Origin of the sequence: Acinetobacter sp. UBA3132 (assembly GCF_002364825.1) — a bacterium.
GTDB classification, from domain to species: Bacteria; Pseudomonadota; Gammaproteobacteria; order Pseudomonadales; family Moraxellaceae; genus Acinetobacter; species Acinetobacter schindleri.
The window spans coordinates 1-5683 of the sequence record NZ_DEZM01000082.1; the positions used below are offsets into that span (position 1 = coordinate 1).

8 protein-coding genes are annotated in these 5683 nt (G+C 42.1%); 1 reads left to right on the forward strand and 7 read right to left on the reverse strand.

The features are described from left to right. The 3 genes from B4033_RS03740 to B4033_RS03750 form a co-directional block, all read right to left on the reverse strand. The coding region (locus tag B4033_RS03740) for an OmpW/AlkL family protein (protein WP_286832192.1) at window positions 1–539 on the reverse strand (539 nt) is incomplete at its 3' end. A 272-nt stretch (window positions 540–811) separates the two neighbouring features. Then, window positions 812–2179 (reverse strand): Na+/H+ antiporter family protein, encoded by a 1368-nt coding sequence (locus B4033_RS03745; protein WP_273798134.1) that lies wholly within the window; start codon window positions 2177–2179, stop codon window positions 812–814. 99 nt (window positions 2180–2278) lie between these two features. After that, window positions 2279–3145 (reverse strand): alpha/beta fold hydrolase, encoded by an 867-nt coding sequence (locus tag B4033_RS03750; protein WP_286832195.1) that lies wholly within the window; start codon window positions 3143–3145, stop codon window positions 2279–2281. A gap of 116 nt (window positions 3146–3261) precedes the next feature. Between B4033_RS03750 and B4033_RS03755 the strand changes: the two genes are divergently transcribed. Then, window positions 3262–3753, forward strand: coding sequence for a DUF4442 domain-containing protein (locus B4033_RS03755; RefSeq protein ID WP_008306741.1), 492 nt, complete (start codon window positions 3262–3264; stop codon window positions 3751–3753). Between the two features lie 69 nt (window positions 3754–3822). On the opposite strand, the gene B4033_RS03760 is transcribed toward B4033_RS03755, so the two are convergent. The 4 genes from B4033_RS03760 to B4033_RS03775 all read right to left on the reverse strand — a co-directional run. Then, window positions 3823–4179, reverse strand: a complete 357-nt coding sequence (locus B4033_RS03760) for a hypothetical protein (RefSeq protein WP_004813553.1) — start codon at window positions 4177–4179, stop codon at window positions 3823–3825. 140 nt (window positions 4180–4319) lie between these two features. Beyond that, window positions 4320–4862: a hypothetical protein gene (locus B4033_RS03765; RefSeq protein ID WP_312324530.1), complete on the reverse strand. Its 543-nt coding sequence runs from the start codon at window positions 4860–4862 to the stop codon at window positions 4320–4322. A gap of 122 nt (window positions 4863–4984) precedes the next feature. Then, on the reverse strand, window positions 4985–5200 hold the full coding sequence (locus tag B4033_RS03770) for a hypothetical protein (RefSeq protein WP_005220719.1): 216 nt from the start codon (window positions 5198–5200) through the stop codon (window positions 4985–4987). A gap of 153 nt (window positions 5201–5353) precedes the next feature. Continuing rightward, the coding region (locus B4033_RS03775; RefSeq protein ID WP_286832201.1) for a hypothetical protein at window positions 5354–5683 on the reverse strand (330 nt) is incomplete at its 5' end.

Below are 5683 nucleotides of genomic sequence, written 5' to 3' on the forward strand. Positions count from 1 at the left end.
TCTGTATTTAGATCTGCGTAACGTGCATCCACAAACACACCCCAATTTTTAGCATCTGCTGGTTGGAAATTAAATCCAATTTGACCCGCTACACCATATGAAACATCGGCATCTAATTTAGCCACCTGTAAAACATTTTTTGCAGCTTGACTAAACTCTTCATCCCATGGAATGAATACTGTTGCACCTACACCAACATAAGGGGTAAAACGACTTGAATTCTTAAAATTATATTTCGCTGTTAATGTTGGTGGTAAATGCTTTAACGAGGCAATTTTTACACCACCTGCCATATCTACATCGTGGTTAAACGGTGTAGCAAGCAATAATTCTGCAGATACATTGTCATTAAAGAAATATTCTACCGAAGGAGTAAAATTTAGTTCACTGCTTGCCTTAGCATCGTTCACAGTACCTGGAATAAGATCTGTTTCTTGAGTAGGTGCTAGAACAGAAGCCCCCACTTTCACTTGCCACTGGCCTGCCATCGCAGATACTGAAAGACCCATTAATGCAATTAGAGCAACTTGCTTTAACATTTTTAATACCCCACGGGAAGAATAATTATTAAGAAAAATATACCTTAATTAATAATAAACATGGTTAAAATTAATATGCAATAGATATTATAAAATCAAATTATAAGTATTATTTAAGTATATGTAATTAATATATATTTATTTTAATCTTACCAACCTGGTTGGATTAAAATACCAACCAGGTTAATCTGATTTAATTATTATTTATTCCAAGCAGACAAGTCAGAATTAATAGACACTAATTCAAATAAAATGTGTGAAACATCACACAATCAAAGCACCATTGCCGCAATCCAGCCAAAAATTAGCAATGGAATGTTGTAGTGGATAAAGGTTGGAATCACACTGTCCTTCATATGGTCATGTTGACCATCCATATTCAGGCCAGACGTTGGGCCAAGGGTAGAATCTGACGCTGGCGAACCCGCATCTCCCAGTGCTGCAGCAGTACCAATAATGGCAATAGTTGCTTCAGGACTAAAGCCGAACTGAATGCATAACGGTACATAAATGATGGCTAAAATTGGCACAGTCGAGAATGATGAACCGATCCCAAGAGTTACTAGCAGACCAATCAAGAGCATTAAGAAGGCTGCAAGTGCTTTACTTTGACCAATCCATTCTACAGAGGCCTGAACCAGCGCTGGCACCTGATTGGTTGCTTCAATGACTGAGGCGAACCCCTGGGCAGCGATCATAATGAAACCAACCAGTGCCATCATACGCATACCGGTAATGATCACATCATCTGCTTCTTTCCATTTAAAGATTCCGGCACAGCTAAGAATTGCTACGCCCACCAAACCTGCAAGAATCATAGAATCTGAATACAGCTGCACAGCCAGCGTTGCTACAACTGCAATCACTGCCATCCAGATGGTGAACTTGGCAATTTGAGGTCGAGCTGCCTGCTGTTCTACGCCCAGTTCGGCAGAAATACTCTGCTGCTGTTCGACCTGGATATCTTTATACACACGTGGCTTACGATAGCTGATAAAGATCGCAACCAGCAAACCGATAAACATGCCAAATACAGGAATCGCCATGGCAGCTGGAATCTGGTCATAGGTGATCTGGAAGCCATAAGCTTTACCAAAAGTATTGATATTCTGACCCAAAATATCATTCAGAAAGATTGCACCAAAACCAACTGGAATCAGCATATAGGTAGCAACCAGACCAAATGTCAGCAAACAGGCCACCAGACGGCGGTCTAACTGCAAGTGATTAAATACGATCAATAAAGGCGGAATCAACACAGGTATAAACGCAATATGCACAGGAATCACGTTTTGAGAGAAGACCGCTGCAATTGCAACAGTTGCAAAAATCATATATTTAACACGATTTTGTGCTTTGATATCAGCCTCACCTTTTAAGGTACTAATCATCTTATAAGCTAAAAGATCAGGCAGGCCTGAACGTGCCAAAGCTAAAGCAAATGCACCTAAAATACCGTAAGCCAAAGCAATTTTAGCACCACCACCCAGGCCATTGTTAAATGCATCTAAAGTTCCCTGGAGGCCTAGACCCGCCAGCAAACCACCAAGAATAGCACCAATGACCAGGGCAAAAACCACAGGTACACGTGCCAAGGAGAGTCCACACATGACTCCGATAGCAGCAAGAATCGCAAACATAATGAATTGGGAATGAGAGAAAGGGAGGTATTTTATCAGAAAATGCGAATAAAAATTCCCCTACATTTTTATCAATCCAAATCCATCTTTGTGACTGGCTTAAGCATGCTGCTGAGTAAATTCACGGATAGACTCTGCTATAAGTTTTGGCTGGCTTAAGATTGCCCAATGATTGGCATCTAGCTCTACCCTGGAAAAGGTTTGCACCCATTTTGGCATTTCATCAACTAGTTGCGGACTGACGAAATTATCCCGCTTTAGCACAATGGCCTGTACCGGACAGATGGCATAGCGTTCACGGGGTTTAAGCAACCGTGGAATAAAATTGGCCCGATACAGCCCAACGCCATATTTTCCATCTTTGACAATATTCTGGTTCAATGGCAGTCCTTCTTTGCCTTCCAGTTCCCGAATAATTTTGCCCCAGCGCTCGGGATTGAAAAAATTCCATGCAGTTGGTGCCAGCCAAGGCAATTGAAACATGGCGATATACCAAGACTTGCTTAATTGTTTAAAAAATCTTGATCGGTTTTGCTTGAACTGATTCCGCATCCAGAAGGCGGCATGATCCAGACAGGGACCTGAAATCGTGGTAAAGGAAAGAATACGGCCTTCGAATCTTGGGTCAGTCACCGACTCCCAGGATTGAATCGAACCCCAGTCATGGGCAACCAAATGAAAAGATTGTCTTGGAAGAACGGCATTCACCACTTCCTCCAGATCCATACTCAGACGCTCCAGACGATAATCACGGATATATTTGGGAATGGATGAATCCCCTGCGCCACGCACATCATAAGTAACGATAAAATAATCCGGCAGATAGACAATTACATTTTTCCAGACCTCCTGATGATCCGGATAGCCATGCACCAAAACCAAAGCAGGCTTGCTGATATCACCAAAAGTTCTTACTGCAAGACGCTGCTGATCACTGGTTGCCACCCATTGAGTTTGTGTTTCCATCTGGTCTTCCTTTATTGTTATTGACCGTTTATTTTATAACTCGGCATGATTTATCAATGCCATCACAATTTTGTTGTTCTAGTATGCATAGCTATACAAGAAAAAAGAATGTCAGTATGAGCCTATTACGTAAAATTCAAAGCCTGCCTTTGGTCACTAAATTTATCTTAAACCGTTATGCACCGTATCGTGGAGCGGGTATCGAAATTGATGAACTGGATTATGCCAATTATCATATTCGCGTGAAAATGCCACTAACTCGTAAAAACCAGAATATTGTCGGCGTACATTTTGGGGGTAGCTTGTATTCCATGGTCGATCCCTTCTACATGCTGCTCCTGATGCATCATCTGGGACCAAAATATATTGTCTGGGATAAAGAAGCGACCATCCAGTTCCTCTCTCCAGGCCGCGGAACTGTGTATGCAGACATACGCATTGATGCTGAAGAAGTGAAAACTATTATGAATTTGGCGGCTGATCATGCTCCTGTCTATCGTAACTATCAGGTCGATATTTATGATGATTCAGGTGTACGTATTGCAGAAGTAAAAAAGACCTTATATATCCGTCGTAAAAAACCCAAAGCTCTCTTTAAAGATAAATAGAAATTAGATCAACAAAATAAAAGCGCCTGTACAAGCGCTTTTATTTATTAATACCAGATAGTGCTGTGATTAACGGCGTTGCTCAATCGCCGCGCCTGCACCACCACCGATCGCACCACCGATTGCTGCACCAGCGTTACCACCAAAAATACTCTTACCAACGGCTGAGCCCACAGCGCCGCCTACACCACTGTAGGTTGCATTGCGGTTAGAGCCGCCTTGAGTCTTACTTCCGACAGCGGCACCGGCACCACCGCCAATAGCAGAACCCCAGCCACCGCCGACACTATTACCCACACCACCACCGACTGCGCCACCGAGTGCTGCAGCACCTACACGTTGATCACGGGCAGACATATTTTCACAACCTGCTAACATAAAGGTTGAAACTGTCACCGCAGCCACTACGCCAATTAACTTTTTCATGATCCAGCTCCCTGTTCGATTCCTCTGTCTTATGAGTTAAGAGTAACCGGAATTTAAGGAACGATTTATAACAAGATGTTAAATCTTGAAACTCCCCTACGCTATTTTGTAAATAGCACATGAAATTGGATCTTTTAATTTTATTCCGCAGTATCTACCATGAGCAAATCACGAGAGGTTGCACCATCTTCAGTTATTACGGTATGCGTTACCTCGGTTTTATCCGTACCAGTATGTTGCTGCAATTGTAGAGTACGTTTTACAGGTTCAGCCTGATCTTTTTTAAACTCGATACCTTCAGCATCAATAGTTCTGGTTTGCTGGAGGATTTCACCGTCCTGCTTCAATGTCGTATTGAATTCAATTTTAGAGGTGGGAACAATCACGCCCCCCTTTTGAATCACTGGAATTGACAGTTTTTTATCTGAGAACTGCCCCAGAGTGTCATCAAATACCACTTCTTTAGCAACAATATCCTTGCCTTTATTGGTGATTTCCAGAATCGTGGCTTCAACATGACGTACAGGTTGCTGTCCTTCTACCCGACGCAGCACTTCAGTTTTTAGTACAGGAACCACAGCTTTATCTTCAACTATAATAGTATTTGGCATAGGTGCTGCAAATGAAACAGTTGAGACTACGAACAATGTGGTAACCGCTAATTTTTTACTTATAAAACGCATTTTTCCCTCTCAATAAAAAATAAGCACCGAGCTTAACAAGCGGCGCTTGTACTACAGATCATCGGTATGGATTAATAAGTAGCAATGATCAGTGCCTAAATAGATGTAAAGCTTGTTTTACTTTATTGAGTAACAGCTTCTGATGTTGCAACGTCATCTGTTTCTAATGGTGCCGCGTCCAAAGGTTGAGCTTCTTCATTTGCAGCTGCTTGATCTACAACTTCAGTTTCATCCGCGGCTGTAGTGTCGCCAGGTGCTGTATTTTCTGCTTGATCTTTAGAACACGCTGTCAAACCGAGTGCTAGCAGTAGTACAACTGAGATTGCTAAATTTTTCATCTTACTGTTCCCATTTAAGTTTATATTTTCCTCAGAAATACTGGCATATTTTAGGGTTTGATTTCAAATCATTGTTTAAAAGTGCTGATTTGACAACATCCAGCCATAAAAAAAGCCACCCGAAGGTGGCTTTTTCTGATTTAAAGTGTCTGATTACAGACCGTTAAACTCATCATTAAATGCTTGGCTAAGCGCTTGGTCTACATCAGAGAAGTCATTATGCAGTTCAAATTCTGCAGCTTCTGCTTCTTGACGACGACGCTCCAAGTGGTAAGCCAGACCTGTACCCGCTGGGATCAGACGACCTACAACTACGTTTTCTTTCAGACCGCGTAGATCATCTTCTTTACCTGTTACAGCCGCTTCAGTTAACACACGAGTTGTTTCCTGGAACGATGCAGCAGAGATGAACGAATCAGTAGAAAGTGACGCTTTGGTAATACCCATCAATTGACGTTCAAACTTCGCAGGGAACTTGTTCTG

Bases quoted from the DNA above. Each gene is read 5' to 3' on its own strand.
- B4033_RS03765 (WP_312324530.1), bottom strand. From the start codon at position 4,862: ATGCGTTTTATAAGTAAAAAATTAGCGGTTACCACATTGTTCGTAGTC.
- B4033_RS03750 (WP_286832195.1), bottom strand. From the start codon at position 3,145: ATGGAAACACAAACTCAATGGGTGGCAACCAGTGATCAGCAGCGTCTT.
- B4033_RS03760 (WP_004813553.1), bottom strand. From the start codon at position 4,179: ATGAAAAAGTTAATTGGCGTAGTGGCTGCGGTGACAGTTTCAACCTTT.
- B4033_RS03770 (WP_005220719.1), bottom strand. From the start codon at position 5,200: ATGAAAAATTTAGCAATCTCAGTTGTACTACTGCTAGCACTCGGTTTG.
- B4033_RS03755 (WP_008306741.1), top strand. From the start codon at position 3,262: ATGAGCCTATTACGTAAAATTCAAAGCCTGCCTTTGGTCACTAAATTT.
- B4033_RS03745 (WP_273798134.1), bottom strand. From the start codon at position 2,179: ATGTTTGCGATTCTTGCTGCTATCGGAGTCATGTGTGGACTCTCCTTG.